This window comes from Nocardioides sp. P4_G10, assembly GCF_056401175.1.
Genome location: NZ_JBFUJV010000002.1, coordinates 322,094 through 340,409, shown reverse-complemented (window position 1 = coordinate 340,409; position 18,316 = coordinate 322,094). Strand labels below are relative to the sequence as shown.

Genomic DNA, 18,316 nt, shown 5'->3' with positions numbered 1-18,316 from the left:
CGCGCACGACCCAGTATGAAACCGCGGGGTGAGGATCATGTCGACTGGCGAGATCTCGAAAGCTGTTCCCGAGGCGCAAGCGTCCCGCGACGAGAGAATAGAGCTCAGCGCTGCGAAGCGATGCGCCGATGAACAACGGCAACCGTGTGAGGGTGGTCTTGCCGCTGTTGTTCTTGCCGAAGATGACGGTCAGGCGCCGTAGCGACATAGTTGTCGGGGAACTGAACGCGCGGTAACCCTCGACTCCCAACGTAGCGATCATGCCGTTCGTCGTCCTTCGCCAAGCGTCGACGCATGTTGCCATGCAGGTCCGGCACACACTGCCGGGGGGCTCTTGTGAGTGATGGGGCCTGGCCTCGTCACATACGAAAACTACCTCACGTATCTGGCGCCGCGTACGACATGTCCCTCACACACCTCTCGCTCGAATGGTCTCCTGCGCACAGTGGCGCGTCGAGCCGAGCTCGCCGAGCCGACTGTTCACGGACCCTCGGAAGGACATCCTGCAGCGAAGAGGGCCTCGTACTCAGGTTTCTGCGTATATGGGTTTGGAGGCTGTGACACGGCGACGTGCGCGAGCCGTCTTCCGGGTCCCGATGCCTGCCTCGCCAACGGGTGGGCAGGTTCTGCGCTAGGCCCGTCGGAGACTATGAAGGCGTGACTCCCTATGAACCCTGGGCGAGCAGCCCAGAAGCTCGAAAGGTCATGATTGGAAACAAGTCCCGAGACACGAAGCCCGAGTTGGCCGTTCGTCGGCGTCTCCATGCGATGGGGCTGCGGTACCGGGTCGCCTATCGGCCGATCGCGGAGCTGCGCCGCACGGCCGACGTTGCATTCCCCACTCAGAGAATCGCGGTGTTCATCGACGGCTGCTATTGGCACGCGTGCCCCGAGCACGGAACGAAGGCCGCGCGGAACGCTGACTACTGGTCGGAGAAGTTGGCGCGGAACGTCGCCCGTGACGCCGAGACCACCTCACGGCTGCAGGACGCTGGATGGACCGTCCTTCGCTTCTGGGAGCATGAGGATCCCGAGACGGTCGCGACGGTCGTAGCCGTTGCCGTCCGGAGTCAGGATCCGACTGAGGGCAGCCCACGATAGGTGTCGGGCCTGAGCCGGGCGTGCCGGGTCAACGGTCCTGGCAGCCGGTAGTAGCCGGTGTCCGCCTTGCCGTAGCGATACACGCGCCACAGCCGGTACGCCGGCCCAAGATCGATGGACGCCTCGACTTCGGTCCCGGAGATGTAGAAGGGCACTTCCTTGCCATACCGCGTGGTCTTGACCTCGATGAAAACGGGCTCGTCGGTCAGGCCTTGGAAGGACCGAATGTCGTAACCCAGTCCGTCGCCGTCGACTACAGAGACATGGCGGACCTCCGCTGCCAGATCTGCGCGGCCCGCGGCAGCCAGCCGCCCGCGCTCGCAAGCAAGCACGGATTCCTCGCCTGCACGCCCGAGGGCTCTGTTGGATGACTCAATCGCCGCGAAGTCGAGTCCCAGGACGCCGACACGCGCGCCCCGGCCCACTGGCCAGTCGGCGTTCGGCGGGGCGACCTCTGCACCGAGCTCGGAGGGGTCGACGTCACCATCGGCCACTGCCTTCAGCATGAAGGCGCGGAGATCGCTGTCCGCCTCGAAGCGCTCGCGAACGACGGCCCGCAGCCGATCCTGGACGTTGCGCAGCGGCTTATACCCAGGAATCCAGACGGCGCCCAACTCGTCGAGGACCGCCGAGACGTTGTTGAACTTGTACTCGATCGCGCCCGACGAGCGATCGACGTCCCGCTCGACCTCGCGACGGAACTCCGTCTTCGTGTAGCTCTCGCCAGCGAGCTCGAGTGTCAGCATGCGGAAGTAGACATCGACGGTCACGCCGATCTCGTCGTCACTCCAAGGTCCAGACGCCACGCCTCAGATCGTCCAGGAAGAGGTCGGCGGCTGTTAGCGGATTGCCGAGATTGCCCGCCGCACCCCCAACTCATCCAGGCGGCGGCTCCACAGTCCGTCGGTGGTGGCGTCTACCATCCAGATTTGGCGACGTCAGTGAGTCGCACGCCGCGATCGGGGCAACGGACGGGAAAACACCATGCGAGAACGCGCGCAGAAAGCTGAAATCTCAGCTAAGCTAGCTGACATGAGCTCGGCTCCGTTCACGTTCGTCGATCTGTTCGCAGGCGTTGGGGGGTTCCACGCTGCTCTCGGGGCTATGGGTGGCGAGTGCGTCTACGCTGTCGAGAAGGACGTTGAGGCCGCTGCTGTCTACGAGCGGAACTGGGGCCTCCAGGCTCACGGCGACATCATCAATGACACCGAGACCCACATGCGGGTGCCCAAGCACGATGTCTTGGCTGCCGGCTTTCCGTGCCAGCCGTTCTCGAAGTCTGGGTTCCAGCGCGGCATGGACGAGGCACGCGGAACCTTGTTCTGGAACATTCTCCGGATTCTTGAGGTGCGGAGGCCAACCGTGGTTCTGCTGGAGAACGTCCGGAACATCTACGGGCCGCGTCATAGGCACGAGTGGGAAGTGATTGTCCGCTCGCTCCGTGAACTCGGCTACCAGGTGTCGTCTCGGCCGATCGTGTTTTCGCCGCACCTGCTTCCGCCCGAACGGGGAGGACGACCACAAGTTCGCGAGCGCGTCTTCATCATGGCGACGTATGTCGGAACCCGCGCCTCCCACATCGATGTCGATCCGTCAGTCCCTCACCTTCCAGTCGACGGCTGGTCACCATCCGAGTGGGACTTAGAGACACATCTGCCCGTCCAGCCCGATCCAGAGCTCCGAAATAAGTTGCGGCTGAATCTTGGACCTGCGGAGACGACTTGGGTGGAAGCGTGGAACGACTTCGTGGTCACGCTGCGATCCGCAGGTGTCGAGAAACTGCCGGGCTTCCCGGTGTGGGTCGACGCGTTCATCCACGAGGACGACCTGGTGGTCCCTGTCGGGACCGCGGACTGGAAGGCCTCGTTCCTTCGCAAAAACGCGGCGTTCTACACCGAGCACCAGGACGTTCTAGAGGACTGGCTCTCCCGATGGAACTACCTCCGCGACTTCCCGTCGTCCCGAAGGAAGTTCGAATGGCAGGCGCAGGGCGCCAGTTCGCTAGCCGAGACGGTAATGCACCTGCGACCGTCCGGCTTGCGAGTGAAGCAGGCGACTTACGTTCCAGCGCTGGTGGCGATCACTCAAACGAGCATCCTTGGCGATCGTCTCCGCCGAATTTCCCCTCGCGAGGCTGCTCGGCTGCAGGGCCTGCCGGAGTGGTTCGACTTCGGTGACCAGCCCGACGCTGCCACCTATAAGCAGATGGGCAACGGTGTGAACGTCGGCGCCGCATACCACGTTTTCCGCGAGCACGTGCTTAGCTCATTGGCCGCCGTACGACGCCGCGCGCCACGCCTCGCGCTAGCCGTCGAGGAGTCGGCGATCAGCCCAGACGAGGCCCTTGAGCATCATCGTGATTCGAGCCGCGAGGTCATCGTTAGGCGTCGTCGCTCGGCTGACGCTCGCCGTGTCGCCGGCTGATCAGCGACCCAATCAGGCAACAAAGTGCTCCACAGCCTCGAGCACTGCCGCAAGGCCCACCTTGGTCACCGTCCCGCCACTGGATTCGTAGTGGGCGTTCCAGGTCAAGCCTGCGGCCTCGACGATCTGGCGAGCCATGTCGGGTTTCGTGAGCCGGCTGTCGATGCCGAGTCCTAGGCGGTCGTTGACGATCTCGAAGATCTCTCGGGGCTCCGTCGATCCCGTGGACATCTTCGGAGGCTCCGCTCCGAGTTGCAGTGCGATGTCCCAGACGATGTCAGCCTTGGTGGTCACAGCTCTGACGCTCTCATGACTGCTTGCAACAACGAGGTCGTTCCGGTTACCCACGAATTATCAACGTCCTTTGTGGGACCACGCCCGAGGAGTTCGAGCAGTCGAAGGCGATCAATGACCATGACCACGGTGGCCAGTTGTCTCCAATCTGGACCGGCGGCCCGAATCGTCCCTGGAATGACCAGCAGGCTAAGGGGGTCGACGTCCATCGCGAGCCAACTTGCCCAGAGTCGAAGGTCTATGTCGGTGGTCTTGGTGAAGGTCTCTGCCTGGATCGTGCATTGGGCGAGTGCGACAGGAAAGCCCGGTCGGCGGTCCGCGAACTGACGCCAGGCGACGACGTCGACGCCGCCGTCCTTTCGGCGTGGCGGGCGGTATCCCCGTCCCGGCTCAACGCCGATTCGTTTGGCGAGCCATCCCACAGCCTGATCAAATGACTCGGGACGGCCGTGCTTCGACGGGTATCCGAACGACACGGCGTTCCCGCCATCGCCCCAAAAATTTGCAAGCGCGGCCTCGCTGATTTCCTCGAGCAGCTCGCCCATCACGGCGGTATCGGACGCCCGCACCGTCTGACGCGCGACCGAACCTGGCGTGAGGTGAAGCAGTGCCGCATAGGGGCCGGCATGCGCGCCGTCTCGTCGCAGGACTGCGAGGTCGCTGACGACAAACGGGTAGGAACTACCGAGCACGCTTGCCCGCTTGACCATCGTGTCGAACGCCATCGCGACCTTCATCGAGGAGGCGCCGATCTCGCTCTGCGCCAGGTCGTCCAGCTTGTCGCGTCCGAAGTGGCCTGAGCGGCTGACGAGCACACTGGTCTCGATCCAGTCTGCGATGGCTTCGGTGGTCGAGACCTCCAGGTCCGTCATTTGCTAGAGGTCGGTCTCTGCGGTGACGTCATCGAGGGTCGACCGAATGCTTCCAACCAGTGACTCGATGTCGTCGACGAGGCTTTGAACCCCGGCGTCGATCGCGAACTCGGCGACGTCGCCGCTGGCGGCGTTCAGCGAGTTCTTGGCAGCGTTGAGCTTCAGTGTCAGCGCCTTCAACGGGTCCAGGCCCTTCTCCTGGATCCGTTGCTTCGCCTCCTCGAGCGTCTTGCCCTCGCGTAGCGCTTCGAGTCCGACCTCAGAGGCGACGACGTTGCCGAGTTGCGACATCTGCCGCGAGTCTGAGATCAGGGACTCGTGCTCCTCGTCGCCGAACACCCACTGGATCACCTCTTTGAGCTCATCGAATCTGTCGGCGGGCACGGGATCCTGACCGATCACAGTCTGCGATCCCAACGGTGCGCCAACGTGGCCGCGGATCTTCGTGCTGCCCATGGCCACGGTGAGTACCGAGAAGGCACTCTCGACCTGCGAGGTCTCAAGCCCGAGGTTCGCAGCCTGTGTCAGCACGGCCTGGTCGCGGTACAGATCGGCAGCCTTGCTCTTGGGAATGCCGATCAGGTCAGCGACTTCCTGCAGTGTTCGTCCCTCTGCCACGCGAGCAGCGATGTACCGAGCCTGCATGAAGGGACGCCACCCGAGCTTGCCGACAACGTGAACTCGCGCGATCTCCGCATGCGTCGTCTCGCGCGTCTCGTGGACGACGATCGGGACCGCCATCTCGGGGCTGATCGAGCGGCTGGCGGCCAACTTCTCCCAACGATCGGGTGTCGCGAAGCCTGCTCGAATCTCGGGATAGGCCAGTCCGATGAGTGCGGTGAGCCGTCGGTTCCCCTCGACGACGATCCAGGCGTTCGCCTCATCGGGGCTGGGGATCACGATGAGTGGCTCGGCATTGAAGAAGCCCAGTTCGGCTATCGACTGCGCGACGGGATAGGCCTCGAAGCCCATCTCGAGCAGCGTCGCGAGCTCAGCGGTGTCCTTGGTGCGGTGCGTCTCGGGTATGCGCGGATTCTCCGGATCGAGACGCAGAGCTGACAGAGGGGCGCTCGACGGGCGACCCGCGCTGGCCGGGAGGTGTTCAGACATTCCGTTCCTTTCGAACTACGAGCCCTGATCCGAGGTAGACCGCGAGCGCCAGCACCTCGCCGTCGTCCTCGTGTTGCCGCACTTGAGTGCGATGGATCTGGATCACGATCTGGTTCGGCTCGTTCTCCAGGTTTTCCACGAGTCGGTCCCCGGGATAGAAGTCGCCGTTCTGCTGTGGTTTCAGGTCGCGGCCCTGGAAGAGGTTGACGAAGCCAAGCTCACCAGACCATCGGCGCTTGCGTGGAGCCTCGCCGTCCTCCATCAGCATGATGGTGGCGCTCTTCAGATGAGTGAACCCGCGGGCGATGGCACCCGCGAACTCGTCGTGGAGCCATCCTGGGCTGTAGTCGGGACGAGCCCATTGTGTGAAGAGTCGCTCCAAGGGTTCGAGTGACTCGACCGTGAGGGTGCGAAATGCCAGGCGACCCTGGGAGACTCGCGGGGCGTCCAACAGGCCAAGATCCTCGAGAAGTCCGTAGTTGTGAGACGTGTCGGCAGCCTGGCGAGAGGGCGCGCGCATTTGGTGCCAGCCCAGCCCCATCGTCGACAGGGCTGAGACCACGCTCGATCGAGTAGGTGTCATCCCGTCCGGCAGCACGAGTCCGATCTCGCGCGCCCACGTGTGAACCGACCCACCGCTCTCGATGTGATCGTGCAGTCGCGCGCGTAGGTCCTCTTCGGTGTGCACGATCTCGGTAAGGGAGCGGATCGTCTTCTTGCTGGCGAAGAACTGGCAGTAGGGCAGAAAGTCCCCTCGGTAGCCGAAGGCTCGAGCACGTTGCTCAAGTGTGTCTACCTGCGGACTCGCAGGCCTGTTCATGTAGGTGACCGTGAGCCCTTCGACGGTGAATCCTCGATCGAGCTTGTTGCCGCCGACGAGGACGTGGACGGGCGATACGTGCCAGTCGACCTTGTTGATGTCAGCCGCGCTGTTCACGAGCCAGGTCATGGCCTGTGCGAGTACGAACTTCAGCTTGTGAGCGAAGGTCTGATCGTCGACGTCTGAGGCACCGTTCTGCACGAGCCGTTCGCGTTCGTCGGTGATGGACTCTGGAATTGTTTCGGGGTCGTCGGGCACCAAGGCCTTGCGCCACTGGTCCAGTTGCCGGCGAATGAGGAACTCGTACCGCGCCTGAACGTCGTTGCGAGCCGTGGAGTGAACCAGCATGCTGATCGGCGGGCTCGCCGCGTCCTTGAGTAGAAGGAGTGCAGTGCCTGCTAGGAACGACGACAGGGCCTGATGCAGGCTCTTCTGTAGCTGTAGCGGCGGGCTCTTGGAGGCCTGCTCGTCCAACATGGGCACGTTGCGAACGACTCGATCGGCATGGTCGATGAAGAACTGCTTGCCGCCTGTGTATCCCTCGCCCGGGGTCAGGAACTCCACGTGTTGGGGGCTCAGTATGTCGGCAGCGTCCAGCATGAGGGGCGCGTACGGCGTTGCCGTGTATTGCACGTAGAGATGGCTTGGTACGGACGACCGCAGCTCGCGAATGGCAGCGTAGGTCTGACTTTCGGCGTCCTTGCCGGTGTTCAGCGACGCCTGGTCTGCCTCGTCGTCGATGACGAGCACGCGCAGCTCGTCCGGAAGCTTCGCCAGTTGCTTCGCAACGGCCCTGATGCGTCCTGCGTGCTTGAGCACAGGCACAAGACATACCCGGCCCATGTCGACGAAGCTGCGAAGCTTCTTGCCCGCAGCGTCGGTGGCTGGGTTCGTCTCGCTGATCCAGACGTAGTCGCTGCGAGTCGTGATCCCTAGGGACCCCTCGAGCCGCTGCTTGTTCTGGTCGAGAAGCAGATTGGTGGACCCAAGAAGAGCAACGATGACCTGATAGCCCTCGTCCGCGGCAGCGGCAGCAAGCGCGGTGATCGAGGTCGTCTTGCCGGACTGCACGTAGCCCAGCGCGAGCACGGTCGGATCGCTTGCCTGACCTGGCTTGGGACCATGCTTCAGGATGGCCGACGCTGACTCCCAGATTCCTTCCCGCGTGTTGTCGCCGATGGTCGTAGCCAGGATCCCGTCCAAGCGTGTGACTTCACTCATCCTCGGATCCCGTCGGCTTCAACGCTCGACGCTTCGCCTCAGTCCATGAACCGAACCGGTTGCGCACGGTCTGGAAGGACGGACCGTCGGGCACGTTCACTCGCCTCCACTCGTCGAATCGGTGTGCGGAGTTCGGCGCGCTTGGGTCGAGCAGATACTGACGAACAATGTCCGCGATGTCCTGGTCGCTCCACTTCGACTGATAGTGACTGCGGACCGTTCGACCGGGTTCAACGCCCGCAGCCTCACAGGCGGCTGTCCAGGATCCATACCGCTGGCCGATCCTCGGGACTGAGGGGCCGGTGATCTGGCCCACCGCGAGGAGGGCTGTGTAGGCCTTCGAAGTCAACGGGTACTCGTACACGGCGGCCGCCCTCATGGCCTCCATGATCTCCTCGTCCGACCAGCGGTTCTCGGGAGCCGTCGCCGCCCACAGCCGGAGATGCGCCAGGTCGTCCGGCCAGCATCTGGCTGTGTCCTCGCTGGCGATCCCGGTCAAAGTCGCGACTTCCTCGACGGACCTCGGATTCATGTCAGCGAGCACATCCCGGATGGCCGCCGAGACGGACATGCCGTGCGCATGCTCCTCGGACCGGTTCCGCTCGATCTGTGCCTGCCTTACCGATGCCGCGTCGGGGCCCCCGTGCTTGCGCATGAGTTGCCGCACGCGTTCTCGAGTGACCCCGAAGACTTTGCCGATCTCGTCCAAGGTTCGGCCACTTCGCCGCAACTCCATCATGGCGACTACTCGAGCCGGAGGCGGCGGTGGGGGCGGGGTTCCGTCTGGTGCCCACGCGTACGCGCCCTGGCCGACCTTGAAGAAGTTCTCTCGGGTTGACACCAGAGCTCGGGCGGCCAAGCTCACGTCGTTCTCGGTGGGGACGAAGTCCACGAGGTCGAAGGCTGCCTCGTAGAGGGCAGCGAGTGACAGCGGCTCGTCTGGGCGAGTACGCAACGCTGTCTCGACTGCCTCGGCGGTGGCCCAGCGGCGCTGGGAGGCGTTCGCGGGGGGTCCGCCAGCGGCCAAGTGCGTCGTGCCGATAGACATATGGGTCTGATCGTCTGACTTTGGCCACGGAGACCTGGGCGTCATCCAATCGGCGTCGAAGGGGTCCGTCTGAGAAGGCGTGTCACCAGTGCTCTGCCCATGCACATGCGAAACCAACTGCGAGCCCCCGTACGCGACTGATCTATAGCGACGCTCACGATAGTTCGATTTTTGCGACCGACGGGGCGAAAGGTAAGAAGTCGCAGCGGTGCCTGTTGGGTTAGATTCCCCCACCAGTCCCCCTAGAGACCGATCCCGAAGTCGACCGGAACATTCCGGAAATCACAGAAACCGCAGGCTGACCTGCGGTTTCTCTGGTGGAGCCTACGAGACTCGAACTCGCAACCCCCTGCTTGCAAAGCAGGTGCGCTACCAATTGCGCCAAGGCCCCGTGGTGGCGCCCGGGGCGCCGGAGGTGGAGCGTCAGGCCTTCTCGACGGTGTCGGTGGCCTCGGCCCAGAGGGCCTGCTCGTTCTTGCCCTCGTCCATCTTCCTCTTCGCGACGACCGCGCCGGCGGCAGCGAGTGCGACCAGCAGGAGCTTCTTCATGGACTCTCCTCGGGATCGGAGCGAAGGGTGGTGCGAAGGGATGGAGTGGGCCTAGGAGGACTTGAACCTCCGACCTCTTCCTTATCAGGGAAGCGCTCTAACCGTCTGAGCTATAGGCCCGTGCATGCCGCAAGCGGCGACGCCGAAGGTTACCTGACCACGGTCAGGCGGTGCCAATCGGCCCGTGTCGTTCAGGCCGGGCTCACTTCTCGTCCTCGGCGAGGGTGACCTCGATGCCGCCGAGGAGGGCGGCCGCGAGGTTGTAGAGGAACGCCGTGAGGGTCGCAATCGCGGTGATCAGGATGACGTCGACGACCGAGACGAGGAGCGTGAAGCCGAGCACGCGGGACATACCGACGTAGTTGGTCACGTCGAAGGTGGAGTTGCCGCTGTCGCCCTCGACGATGCTCGCCACGGCCGAGTTGATCGAGTCCCACACGCCCGCAGCGCCGAGCACCGACCACACCATGAAGATGGCGACGAAGGTGACGACACCGAAGGCGACGGAGAGCAGGAACGACGTCTTCATCACCGACCACGGGTCCACCCGGGTCAGCCGCAGCCGGGCCCGACGCGGCTGCCGCCCGGCCGCACGACGCACGCGGCTGCCGCGTGACTCGGCCGGTCCGGCGTTGGCGCGGTGCTCCTCAGCGGCGCTGGACAGCGTGTCCTGGAGCCGCTCGGTCAGGGACCGCTTGCTGGGCTCGCCCCCGGAGGTACGGCGGGGAGTCGCGGTGCGCTCCGACATGGGTCACTCACTCCTCGGTGTCGTCGGCGGGGGCATCGGCAGGTGCTTCGACAGCGTCCTGACCATCGATTGTTGCATCGTCGACCACGTCGGGCGATTCGACGGCGGCCTCACGGGCGCCTGCCTCGACCTCGGCGGCGGCCTCGGCAGCCTGCTCCTCGACCTCCTCGTCCTCACGCGCCTCGACCGAGCGGGCCACCACGGCGACCGTGTCGCCCTTCTTGGGCGTCACGAACTTCACGCCCTGGCTGTCGCGGCCGGTGGCCCGGAAGTTGGTGTCGATCGGGCTGCGGACGACCTGCCCGCCGCTGGTGATCGAGAGCACCTCGTCGCCCTCCTCCACGATGAACGCGCCGACCAGGCCGCCGCGGTCCTCGTTGGAGAGCTTGACCGCGCGGATGCCGACACCGCCGCGGTTGGTGGTGCGGTAGTCGGTGATGCGCGAGCGCTTGGCGAAGCCGCCGTCGGTGATGGTGAAGACGTACTGCTCCTTCACCTCGCTGTCCTCGACGGAGGCGCCGGCCTCCTCGACCGCCTCCTCCGCCGCGACCTGGTCGGCCCGGATCACGGAGAGGGAGAGCACCGCGTCGTCGTCGTGCTTGAACTTCATCCCGCGTACGCCGCCGGTGGCGCGGCCCATCGGGCGCAGCTGCTCGTCGCTGGCCTGGAAGCGGATCGCCTGGCCCTTGCGGGACACGAGCAGGATGTCGTCGTCGGCGTTGACCAGCTCGGCGCCGATCAGCTCGTCGTCGTCCTCGCGGAAGTTGATCGCGATGACGCCGGCCTGGCGCGGGCTGTTGTAGTCGCCGAGCTTGGTCTTCTTGACCAGGCCGGTGCGGGTGGCGAGCACGAGGTAGGGGGCCTGCTCGTAGTCGCGGATCGCCAGCACCTGGGCGATGTCCTCGTCGGGCTGGAAGCTCAGCAGGCCGGCGACGTGGCCGCCCTTGGCGTCGCGTGCGGCCTCGGGCAGGTTGTAGGCCTTGGTGCGGTAGACGCGACCGGCGGTCGTGAAGAACAGCAGCCAGTGGTGGTTGGTCGTGGCGATGAAGTGCTGCACGACGTCGTCGCCACGCAGCGTCGCACCGCGCACGCCCTTGCCGCCACGCTTCTGCAGGCGGTACTGGTCGGCACGCGTGCGCTTGGCGTAGCCGCCGCGCGTGATGGAGACGACGAGGTCCTCGTCGGGGATCAGGTCCTCCATCGACAGGTCGCCGTCGGCGGCGATGATCTGCGTACGCCGCTCGTTGCCGTACTTGTCGACGATCTCGGTCAGCTCGTCGGAGACGATCTGCCGCTGGCGCGCCTCGTTGGCCAGGATGTCCTCGAGGTCGGCAATGACGCGCTCGAGCTCGCCGAGGCGGTCCATGATCTTCTGGCGCTCGAGGGCGGCCAGGCGACGCAGCTGCATCTCGAGGATGGCGTTGGCCTGGATCTCGTCGATCTCGAGCAGCGCGATGAGTCCCTGGCGGGCCTCCTCGACGTCGGGGCTACGACGGATGAGGGCGATGACCTCGTCGAGCGCGTCGAGAGCCTTGGCGAGCCCCCGGTAGATGTGGGCCTGGCGCTCGGCCTCGGCGAGCCGGAAGCGCGTACGCCGCTGGATGACCTCGATCTGGTGGGTGACCCAGTTGGAGATGAACTGGTCGATCGGCAGGGTGCGCGGCACCCCGTCGACCAGGGCCAGCATGTTGGCCGAGAAGTTGGACTGCAGCTCGGTGTGCTTGAACAGGTTGTTGAGCACGACGCGGGCGACGGCGTCGCGCTTGAGGATGATCACCAGGCGCTGGCCGGTGCGCGAGCTGGTGTCGTCGCGGACGTCGGAGATGCCCTGGATCCGTCCGGAGTCGGCGAGCTCGGCGATCTTGAGCGCCAGGTTGTCCGGGTTGACCATGTAGGGGAGCTCGCTGATGACCAGCATGACGCGACCCTTGGCGTCCTCGTCGATCTCCACCACCGCGCGCTGGGCGATCGAGCCACGACCGGTGCGGTAGGCCTGCTCGATGCCCTGGCGGCCGACGATCAGCGCGCCGTTGGGGAAGTCGGGGCCCTTGATCCGCTCGACGAGCGCGTCCTGCAGCTCCTCGCGGCTGGCGTCGGGGTGCTCGAGCGCCCACTTCGCACCGTCGGCGACCTCGATGAGGTTGTGCGGCGGGATGTTGGTCGCCATGCCGACCGCGATGCCGGCCGAGCCGTTGACCAGGAGGTTGGGGAACCGGCTGGGCAGGATGGTCGGCTCCTGCGAGCGACCGTCGTAGTTGGGCTGGAAGTCGACGGTGTCCTCGTCGATGTCGCGGACCATCTCCATGGCCAGCGGCGCCATCCGGCACTCGGTGTATCGCATCGCCGCGGCGGAGTCGTTGCCCGGCGAGCCGAAGTTGCCCTGGCCGTTGATGAGCGGGTAGCGCAGCACCCAGGGCTGCGCGAGGCGCACCATGGTGTCGTAGATCGCGGAGTCGCCGTGCGGGTGGTACTGACCCATCACGTCACCGACGACGCGCGAGCACTTGGAGAAGCCGCGGTCGGGGCGGTAGCCGCCGTCGTACATCGCGTAGAGGATCCGGCGGTGCACCGGCTTGAGCCCGTCGCGTACGTCGGGCAGCGCGCGCCCGACGATCACGGTCATCGCGTAGTCGATGTAGGACTGCTGCATCAGCGTCTGCAGCTCGATCGGCTGGATGCGCTCATCGCCGAGGCCGAAGCCGTCTGCGCCGCCGGTGCCGGTGGGGGTCTCGGTCATGTCTGGTTATCTCCTGCGTTCTATCGATGTCTAGGGCTGGTCGTAGATCGGACTAGCGACCTAGATATCGAGGAAACGGACGTCCTTGGCGTTGCGCTGGATGAAGGAGCGGCGCTGCTCGACGTCCTCGCCCATGAGGATCGAGAAGATCTCGTCGGCCTGGGCGGCGTCCTCGAGCGTCACCTGCTTCATCAGGCGGGCGTCGGGGTCCATCGTGGTCTCCCACAGCTCGTCGGCGTTCATCTCGCCGAGACCCTTGTAGCGCTGGACCGGGTTCTCCTTGGGCAGCTTCTTGCCCTGCGCGAGGCCGTCGGCCATCAGCGCGTCGCGCTCGGCGTCGGAGTAGACGAACTCGTGCTCGGCCGGCTTGTTCCAGCGCAGGCGGTAGAGCGGCGGCTGCGCCATGTAGACGTAGCCGTGCTCGATGAGCGGCTTCATGAAGCGGAAGAGGAGCGTCAGCAGCAGGGTGTTGATGTGGTGGCCGTCGACGTCGGCGTCGGCCATCATCACAACCTTGTGGTAGCGCAGCTTGTCGAGGTTGAACTCCTCGTGGATGCCGGTGCCGAGGGCGGAGATGATCGCCTGGACCTCGGTGTTGGCCAGCACCTTGTCGATGCGGGCCTTCTCGACGTTGAGGATCTTGCCGCGGATCGGGAGGATCGCCTGGATGCGCGGGTCGCGGCCCTGGCGGGCCGAGCCGCCGGCCGAGTCGCCCTCGACGATGAAGACCTCGCACTCGACCGGGTTGGTCGACTGGCAGTCGCTGAGCTTGCCGGGGAGCCCGCCACCGCCGAGCAGGCCCTTGCGCCCGCGCGCGAGCTCGCGGGCCTTGCGGGCCGCGATCCGCGCGTTGGCCGCGGCCTGCGACTTGCGCACGATGTCGCGCCCCTCGGCCGGGTTCTCCTCGAACCAGGCGCCCAGCTGGTCGTTCATGATGCGCTGGGTGAAGCCCTTGGCCTCGGTGTTGCCGAGCTTGGTCTTGGTCTGGCCCTCGAACTGCGGCTCGCCGAGCTTGATGGAGATGATCGCGGTCAGGCCCTCGCGGATGTCGTCGCCCGAGACGCGGTCCTCCTTCTTCTTGATCAGGCCCCACTCCTCGCCCCAGTTGTTGACCAGGGAGGTCAGCGAGGCCCGGAAGCCCTCCTCGTGCGTGCCGCCCTCGTGGGTGTTGATGTTGTTGGCGAAGGTGTGGACCGACTCGGTGTAGGTGGTGTTCCACTGCATCGCGACCTCGAGGCTCATGTGCTGGCCCGAGGCGCCCTCGGCCGTCTCGGCCTCGAAGGAGATGACCGTCGCGTTGGCCTTGTCCTTGCGGCGGTTGAGGTGCTCGACGTAGTCGACGAGGCCGCGGTCGTACTTGAAGACCTGCTCGAGACCGCCGGCCTCCGCCCGCTTGATCGCGTCGTGTCCGGCACTGTCCACGTCGCCGGCGATCGTGTCGTCCTCGACTGCATCGACGATCGCCTCGGCCCGGGCGCGCTCGTCGCGGACGACGAACTCGACGCCCTTGTTGAGGAACGCCATCTCGCGCAGGCGGGCGGTGATCGTCTCGAGGTTGTAGTCGGTGTGCTCGAAGATGTCCTCCGAGGCGTACCAGGTCACCGTCGTGCCGGTGCCCTCTCCGGGCTCCATCGCGCGGACCTGCTCGAGGTCGGCATCGGGCACACCGAGCTGGAACGACTGGCGCCACAGGTGGCCGCGGTTCCTGACCTCCGCGACCAGGCGCGAGGAGAGCGCGTTGACGACCGAGACGCCGACGCCGTGGAGGCCACCGGAGACCTTGTAGCCGCCGCCGCCGAACTTGCCGCCGGCGTGGAGCATCGTCAGGGCCATCGTGAGGGCGGGCATGTCCTGGCCCGGAGCCGTGTCGGTCGGGATGCCGCGACCGTCGTCCTCGACCCGGACACCGCCGTCGGCCTGGAGCGTCAGCACGATGCGGGTCGCGTAGCCGGCGAGTGCCTCGTCGACGCCGTTGTCCACGATCTCCCAGACGAGGTGGTGGAGTCCGCGCTCGCCGGTGGAGCCGATGTACATGCCCGGGCGCTTGCGCACGGCCTCGAGGCCCTCGAGCACCTGGATCGCGGAGGCGTCGTACTCGACGCTGCCGTCGACGGCGGTGTTGGAGCGCTTCTCCGCGACCGTCTCCTCGACGGCAGCGGCCAGCGCCTCGGCGCGCTCGGTCTCGCTCGGGCTGTCGGCAGGCTGTGGATCGGGAGTGGAACCGGGAGTGGCGTCGGTGGTGGCCGGAGTGGACTCGTGGTTCTCTTCGCTCAAGGCACAGCCTTCTGCTCGTCGCCCCGGACGCGGTCCGGGTGCGTTCGACATGAGTCGAGTCGCGGCGGTTGCGGGGCAACACGGCATGCGACTCGTGTCCCTCATATTACCTGCCAGGGCCCCTGAACCGAAGCACCAACCCCCGGTTGGGGATGGATCCGAGGGAAAATGTGCCCTCAGCGGGCCCGTGAAGGCCTGTCAGCCGGTCGAACAGGGGGGTCGGTGGGTCCCCATGTGGTCGGGAGGCTCCCAGATCGGCAGAACGTGGCTCAGCCGTAGGTGTCGCGCGGACCGCGACCGTCGCGGCTCGACAGCCGCCCCTTGGTCCAGCTCGGCAGGTGGGGCCCGAGCACCTCGATCACGGTCACGGTGCCGTGGCCGAGCTCCTCGTTGAGGCGTCGTACGACGGTGGGCGCGAGCAGCTTGAGCTGGGTGGCCCAGGCGGTCGAGTCGGTGCGCACCACCAGCCGGCCGTCGTCGAACGTCTCGGGCGTGCAGTGGTCGGCCACCTCGTCGCCGACGAGCTCGGCCCACCGCCCGAAGACCCCCTGGACCTTGAGGTCGAGCTCCCAGCCGTGGTTGGCGATCAGCCGCCCCATCGCCTGGTCGAGCAGCTGCGGGTCGCGGTCGTCGGGACGCGCGCCGGAGGACTTCGTGAACGTACGACGCCGGAAGGTCGAGGTCTTCTTCCGGGGCTTGCCGCCCGGCGTGGCAGCCGCTGCCCGGGCCGCCGCGCGCGCGAGGTCGAGCCCGTCGGGCTGGTGCTCCGCCGCGGCGTCCGCCGGCGTGGGTTCCTCCGACGACGCGTCCGTCGGACGGTCGTCAGTCGTCACGGGTCACCTGCCCGTCCGCGACCAGGTAACGGACACCCTGCAGGGACGCGGGCACGTCCGCCGCGACCGCGGCGGTGACCAGCACCTGCTCGGCACCGGCGACGAGCTCCGCCAGCTGCTGGCGACGCTCGGCGTCCAGCTCGGCGAAGACGTCGTCGAGGACCAGGATCGGGTCGTCGCCGTCGGCGCGCAGCAGGTCGTACGACGCCAGGCGCAGCGCGAGCGCGAACGACCACGACTCCCCGTGGGAGGCGTAGCCCTTGACCGGCAGTCGCAGCTGCGGGTCGCCGAGGGAGAGCAGCAGCTCGTCGCGGTGCGGACCGACGAGGGAGATGCCGCGGTCGAGCTCCTCCTTGCGCCGGGCCGCGATCGCGTCGAGCAGCGCAGCCTCGAGCGGATTGCGTGCCCCCGGCTGGGCGACCTCCTCGACCTCCTCGACCTCCTCGACCTCCTCGCTGGTCGAGGAAGGACGAGGTCCTGTCGCGAGACCGAGGTCGATGCTGGCCTTGTAGTCGATGTCGGCGTCGTCGCGGCTCGCACCGCGGGCGACCGCCTCGTAGGCCTTGCCGAGGTAGGGGCGCAGGTCCTCGACGAGCCGCAGCCGGGCGCCGAGGATCTCGGCGCCGACGCGGGCCAGGTTGTCGTCCCAGATCTCGAGCGTGGACATCGCCGCGTCGCGTGACGAGCCACGGGCGACGCCGGCCGTCTTGAGGAGGCTGTTGCGCTGCTTGAGCACGCGGTCGTAGTCGGCCCGCACGCCGGCCAGCCTCGGCGAGCGCAGGATCAGCAGGTCGTCCAGGAACTTGCGCCGGTCCGACGGGTCTCCCTTCACGAGGGTCAGGTCGTCGGGGGAGAAGACCACCGTGCGCACGAGGCCGACGATCTCGCGGGGCCGGGGGAGGGGCGAGCGGTTGATCCGCGCGCGGTTGGCCCGACCGGGGTTGAGCTCGACCTCGATCAGCGCCGGACGTCCCTCCTTCACCACGGACGCGCGGACGATCGCCTGGTCGGCACCGGCGCGGACCAGCGGCGCGTCGGTCGCGACGCGGTGCGACGAGAGCCGGGAGAGGTAGTCGATCGCCTCGACCAGGTTGGTCTTGCCCTGGCCGTTGCGGCCGATGAACGCCGTCGCCCCCGGCTCCAGCGCGACGTCGATGTCGGCGTAGGAGCGGAAGTCGTGCAGGGTCAGGTGCGCGACGTGCACAGGGACATCAGCTCTCGCCGGGCTCCTGGGCGCTGCCGGCACCGGCCTTCTTCGCCGTCTCCGACTGCTCGGCGCCGGAGCTGCTGCCCTCGGCGTCGCCGCCCTTGGGTGCCGCGGAGCGGATCGCGTGGCCGCCGAACTGGTTGCGCATTGCCGCGACGGCCTTCATCGTCGGCGAGTCGTCCTGGCGCGAGACGAAGCGGGCGTAGAGCGCAGCGGTGATCGCGGGGGTCGCGACGGCGTGCTCGATGCCGGCCTCGACGGTCCAGCGTCCCTCGCCGGAGTCCTCGGCGTAGCCGGCGACCTTCGACAGGCCCGGGTCGTCGTCGAGCGCGGAGACCATGAGGTCGAGCAGCCACGAGCGGATGACGGTGCCCTCGCGCCAGGAGCGGAAGACCTCGGTGACGTTGTCGGTGAGGTCGGCCGCCTCGAGCAGCTCCCAGCCCTCGGCGTAGGCCTGCATGATCGCGTACTCGATACCGTTGTGGACCATCTTGGAGAAGTGCCCGGCGCCGACCTTGCCGGCGTGGACCGACCCGTAGTCGCCCTCGGGCTTGAGTGCGTCGAAGGCCGGCTGCACCTTCGCGATGTCGTCGGCGTCGCCGCCGTACATCAGCGCGTAGCCGTTCTCCAGGCCCCACACACCGCCGGAGACGCCGCAGTCGACGTAGCCGATCTTCTTCTCCGCGAGCAGCTCGGCGTTGGCGATGTCGTCGGTCCAGCGCGAGTTGCCGCCGTCGACGATCACGTCGCCCTCGCCCATCAGGGCGGCGAGCTCCTTGACCGTCGCGCGGGTCGGGTCGCCCGCGGGCACCATGATCCACACGACCTTGGGGCTCGGCAGCGCCTCGACGAGCCCCTCGAGCGAGTCGACGTCACTGACGTCGGGGTTGCGGTCGTAGCCCACGACCGTGAGTCCCGCGCGGCGCATGCGCTCGCGCATGTTGCCGCCCATCTTGCCGAGTCCGACGAGTCCGATGTCCATGGTCACGAGACTAGCCGTGCTCGAGGAACGAGCGCACGGCTAGTCGAGGGAGGTCGAGTGGCACCGCGAGCGAGCCTGCGAGCTCGCGACGTGCTG

At 66.6% G+C, this 18,316-nt stretch carries 15 protein-coding genes and 2 tRNA genes; 2 read left to right on the top strand and 15 right to left on the bottom strand.

Annotation, left to right across the window (positions count from 1 at the left end; translation table 11 throughout):
- Positions 1-570 precede the first annotated feature (570 nt).
- A complete protein-coding gene (locus tag AC1DP1_RS05215; RefSeq protein WP_477505935.1) occupies positions 571-1,101 on the top strand; it encodes a very short patch repair endonuclease in 531 nt (176 codons plus the stop codon).
- On the opposite strand, the gene AC1DP1_RS05210 is transcribed toward AC1DP1_RS05215, so the two are convergent.
- Entirely contained in the window at positions 1,071-1,871 is an 801-nt protein-coding gene (locus tag AC1DP1_RS05210) for a protein NO VEIN domain-containing protein (protein ID WP_477505934.1), read from the bottom strand. The genes AC1DP1_RS05215 and AC1DP1_RS05210 overlap by 31 nt on opposite strands.
- 262 nt (positions 1,872-2,133) lie before the next feature.
- Between AC1DP1_RS05210 and AC1DP1_RS05205 the strand changes: the two genes are divergently transcribed.
- Entirely contained in the window at positions 2,134-3,525 is a 1,392-nt protein-coding gene (locus tag AC1DP1_RS05205; protein WP_477505933.1) for a DNA cytosine methyltransferase, read from the top strand.
- 12 nt (positions 3,526-3,537) lie between these two features.
- Here the strand turns inward: AC1DP1_RS05205 and AC1DP1_RS05200 are convergent, their stop codons facing one another.
- The 14 genes from AC1DP1_RS05200 to gnd form a co-directional block, all read right to left on the bottom strand.
- Positions 3,538-3,819: a hypothetical protein gene (locus tag AC1DP1_RS05200; RefSeq protein WP_477505932.1), complete on the bottom strand. Its 282-nt coding sequence runs from the start codon at positions 3,817-3,819 to the stop codon at positions 3,538-3,540.
- Complete coding sequence (locus AC1DP1_RS05195; protein WP_477505931.1) at positions 3,816-4,691, bottom strand: hypothetical protein; 876 nt, start codon at positions 4,689-4,691, stop codon at positions 3,816-3,818. The genes AC1DP1_RS05200 and AC1DP1_RS05195 overlap by 4 nt, the downstream gene beginning before the upstream one ends.
- Before the next feature lie 3 nt (positions 4,692-4,694).
- A complete protein-coding gene (locus tag AC1DP1_RS05190; protein ID WP_477505930.1) occupies positions 4,695-5,801 on the bottom strand; it encodes a hypothetical protein in 1,107 nt (368 codons plus the stop codon).
- Positions 5,794-7,842, bottom strand: a complete 2,049-nt coding sequence (locus AC1DP1_RS05185) for a Z1 domain-containing protein (RefSeq protein WP_477505929.1) — start codon at positions 7,840-7,842, stop codon at positions 5,794-5,796. The genes AC1DP1_RS05190 and AC1DP1_RS05185 overlap by 8 nt, the downstream gene beginning before the upstream one ends.
- Positions 7,835-8,890 carry a sigma factor-like helix-turn-helix DNA-binding protein gene (locus AC1DP1_RS05180; RefSeq protein WP_477505928.1) on the bottom strand — a complete coding sequence of 352 codons (1,056 nt, stop codon included), beginning with the start codon at positions 8,888-8,890 and terminating at the stop codon, positions 7,835-7,837. Before AC1DP1_RS05180 ends, AC1DP1_RS05185 begins: the two co-directional genes overlap by 8 nt.
- A gap of 315 nt (positions 8,891-9,205) precedes the next feature.
- Positions 9,206-9,281 (bottom strand) — tRNA-Ala (locus AC1DP1_RS05175).
- 32 nt (positions 9,282-9,313) lie between these two features.
- A complete protein-coding gene (locus tag AC1DP1_RS05170; protein WP_300048454.1) occupies positions 9,314-9,439 on the bottom strand; it encodes a DLW-39 family protein in 126 nt (41 codons plus the stop codon).
- A 46-nt stretch (positions 9,440-9,485) separates the two neighbouring features.
- Positions 9,486-9,559 (bottom strand) — tRNA-Ile (locus tag AC1DP1_RS05165).
- Positions 9,560-9,641: 82 nt separating this feature from the next.
- On the bottom strand, positions 9,642-10,187 hold the full coding sequence (locus AC1DP1_RS05160; RefSeq protein ID WP_300048452.1) for a DUF3566 domain-containing protein: 546 nt from the start codon (positions 10,185-10,187) through the stop codon (positions 9,642-9,644).
- 7 nt (positions 10,188-10,194) lie between these two features.
- The gene (gyrA, locus tag AC1DP1_RS05155; protein ID WP_477505926.1) at positions 10,195-12,924 is read right to left on the bottom strand and encodes a DNA gyrase subunit A; all 2,730 of its coding nucleotides are present in this window, start codon (positions 12,922-12,924) and stop codon (positions 10,195-10,197) included.
- Positions 12,925-12,984: 60 nt separating this feature from the next.
- Complete coding sequence (gene gyrB / locus AC1DP1_RS05150) at positions 12,985-15,198, bottom strand: DNA topoisomerase (ATP-hydrolyzing) subunit B (protein WP_477505925.1); 2,214 nt, start codon at positions 15,196-15,198, stop codon at positions 12,985-12,987.
- 269 nt (positions 15,199-15,467) lie between these two features.
- A complete protein-coding gene (locus tag AC1DP1_RS05145; RefSeq protein ID WP_477505924.1) occupies positions 15,468-16,031 on the bottom strand; it encodes a DciA family protein in 564 nt (187 codons plus the stop codon).
- Positions 16,021-17,235, bottom strand: a complete 1,215-nt coding sequence (gene recF, locus AC1DP1_RS05140; RefSeq protein WP_477505923.1) for a DNA replication/repair protein RecF — start codon at positions 17,233-17,235, stop codon at positions 16,021-16,023. The genes AC1DP1_RS05145 and recF overlap by 11 nt, the downstream gene beginning before the upstream one ends.
- A 7-nt stretch (positions 17,236-17,242) precedes the next feature.
- Complete coding sequence (gene gnd, locus AC1DP1_RS05135; RefSeq protein ID WP_477505922.1) at positions 17,243-18,226, bottom strand: phosphogluconate dehydrogenase (NAD(+)-dependent, decarboxylating); 984 nt, start codon at positions 18,224-18,226, stop codon at positions 17,243-17,245.
- Positions 18,227-18,316: the final 90 nt, after the last annotated feature.